Annotated in this window: 2 protein-coding genes; both read left to right on the top strand. The window is 65.6% G+C overall.

Going from position 1 to position 2,303, the window contains the following annotated elements; translation table 11 throughout:
- The coding region (locus AC1DXV_RS33880; protein WP_477937958.1) for a hypothetical protein at positions 1-295 on the top strand (295 nt) is incomplete at its 5' end.
- A gap of 229 nt (positions 296-524) precedes the next feature.
- Complete coding sequence (locus tag AC1DXV_RS33875; protein WP_477937957.1) at positions 525-1,664, top strand: branched-chain amino acid ABC transporter substrate-binding protein; 1,140 nt, start codon at positions 525-527, stop codon at positions 1,662-1,664.
- Positions 1,665-2,303 lie beyond the last annotated feature (639 nt).

Below are 2,303 nucleotides of genomic sequence, written 5' to 3'. Positions count from 1 at the left end.
CACGGCACCCGCTGCCTTGACGCCTCTGCCGCCGGCGCCGGCGCCCCGCGCTGCCGCCGCCGCCGCCGCGGCCGCCCCGCTCAACGAAGAAGCCATCGTCCAGCGCGTGCTCACCGACGTGCAGCGCCAGCTCGACCTGGTCTTCGAATACAAGCTGCGCGAACTGCTCGCGCCGACGCTGGCGCGCATGGCCGATTCGCTGATCCGCGACACCCGCAACGAGCTCGCGACGACGCTGCGCGAGATCGTCACCCGCGCGGTCGCGCAGGAGCTGCAGCGCACCCGCGGCCGATAGTCCAGCCGCCGCGCTGCGGGGCTGTCGTTTACCCTATCAACGCGGCCCGGAACTTGCTCGTTGTGTCGCCATGTCACAGCGAGCCCAACCCCTGATCCCTTGAGGACATCGCGCAGCCAGACCCGAGGATTCCCGCAATGGAGGCGGTTTTTTTTGGGTTAACGTTGCGCCCGCTGAGGCTGACTCCTCACCCGTTATCCAGTCTTTCCCAAACCCCGGAGGTTTTTGCATGCAATACAAACTCAATGTCCTGGTCGCTGCCGCTGTCACCCTGTTCGCCGGTGCGGTGTCCGCCCAGGAAGTCGTGAAGATCGGCCACGTCGCCCCGACGAGCGGCGGCATTGCCCACCTCGGCAAGGACAACGAGAACGGCGCGCGCATGGCCATCGACGAACTGAACGCCAAGGGCGTGACGATCGGCGGCAAGAAGGTCAAGCTCGAGCTGCAGGCTGAAGACGACGCTGGCGATCCGAAGCAAGGCACGGCTGTCGCCCAGAAGCTGGTCGACTCGAAGGTCAACGGCGTGATCGGCCACCTGAACTCGGGCACGTCGATCCCGGCCTCCAAGGTCTACAGCGACGCCGGCATTCCGCAGATCAGCCCGTCGGCCACGAACCCCAAGTTCACCCGCAACGGCTACAAGACCACGTTCCGCGTGGTGGCTGACGACGTGCACCTGGGTGGCACGCTGGGCCGCTATGCCGTCAAGGAGCTGAAGGGCAAGTCGATCGCCGTCATCGACGACCGCACGGCCTATGGCCAGGGCGTTGCCGACGAGTTCGAGAAGGGCGTCAAGGGCGCGGGCGGCTCGACCGTCTCGCACCAGTTCACGACCGACAAGGCGACCGACTTCACCGCCATCCTGACCCAGATCAAGTCGAAGAACCCCGACGTGGTGTTCTACGGCGGCATGGACGCCGTGGCCGGCCCGATGATTCGCCAGATGAAGCAGCTGGGCATCAACGCCAAGTTCATGGGCGGCGACGGCATCTGCTCGGGCGAGCTGCCGAAGCTGGCTGCTGGCGCGATGGGTGACGGCCAGGTCGTCTGCGCCGAAGCCGGTGGTGTCGAAGGCACGCAGAAGGTCGGCATGGAGAAGTTCCGTGAAGACTACAAGAAGAAGTTCGGCACCGACGTGCAGATCTATTCGCCGTACGTCTATGACGCCGTCAACGTGATGGTTGCCGCGATGGTCAAGGCCGGTTCCGCCGACCCGRCCAAGTACCTGCCGGTGCTGGCCAAGACCGACGGCTACAAGGGCGTGACGGGCACGATCTCGTTCGACGAGAAGGGCGACGTCAAGAACGGCGCGCTGACGCTCTTCACCTACAAGGGTGAGAAGCGCGAGCAGATCGCCGTGGTGCGCTGATCGGTCTTCCGTTCACTGCCATGCAGAAGGGGGCGCCGCGAGGCGCCCCTTTTTCATTTCCACTCATTGATTCTGTGCGGCAAGGCGCGTGGGGGGAGGCCGTGGCGCGCCGGCCGGTTCGGTCATCGCCCCTGGCGGGGCGATGACTCCCCTGCGCTGACTGGTTTCATGGCCCGTCGCCGAAACTCCCGCCACTCGCTGCGCTCGTTGTGGTCAAACAGTCGGCGACAGTCAGTGCACGAAGCGTGCTGCGCACGCGGGCCATGAAACCAGCCAGCTCCGGCGACCCGTCTTTATTGGCGCTCCACGGCCTCCCCCCACGCGCCTTGCAACCACCGCCGTGCTCCTGCGGAGGTGACAAGCGAACAAATGAAGGTGGATCCCGGGTTGTCACCCGGGCCGCGCGCCGAATGAAATTCGACGAACACTCACGGTTCGTGTTCGGAGCGGCTGGGGGGTGGCTGTGGGGGCGACTTCTGGGGCGACGGAGAAGTTCGGCTTTGGGGGTGGCGCGCGCCAGCGCGCTTCGTAGACATACTCATCGGCTGTGTTTGACCACAACGAACGAAGTGAGTGACGGGAGTTTGCCGATGCACCCCCGAAGCCGAGCTTCTTCGTGCAGTCGGCCCGCCAGGGCCG

This window comes from Rhizobacter sp. P3_C12, from assembly GCF_056402735.1.
This window is presented reverse-complemented; position numbering and strand designations above follow the sequence as displayed.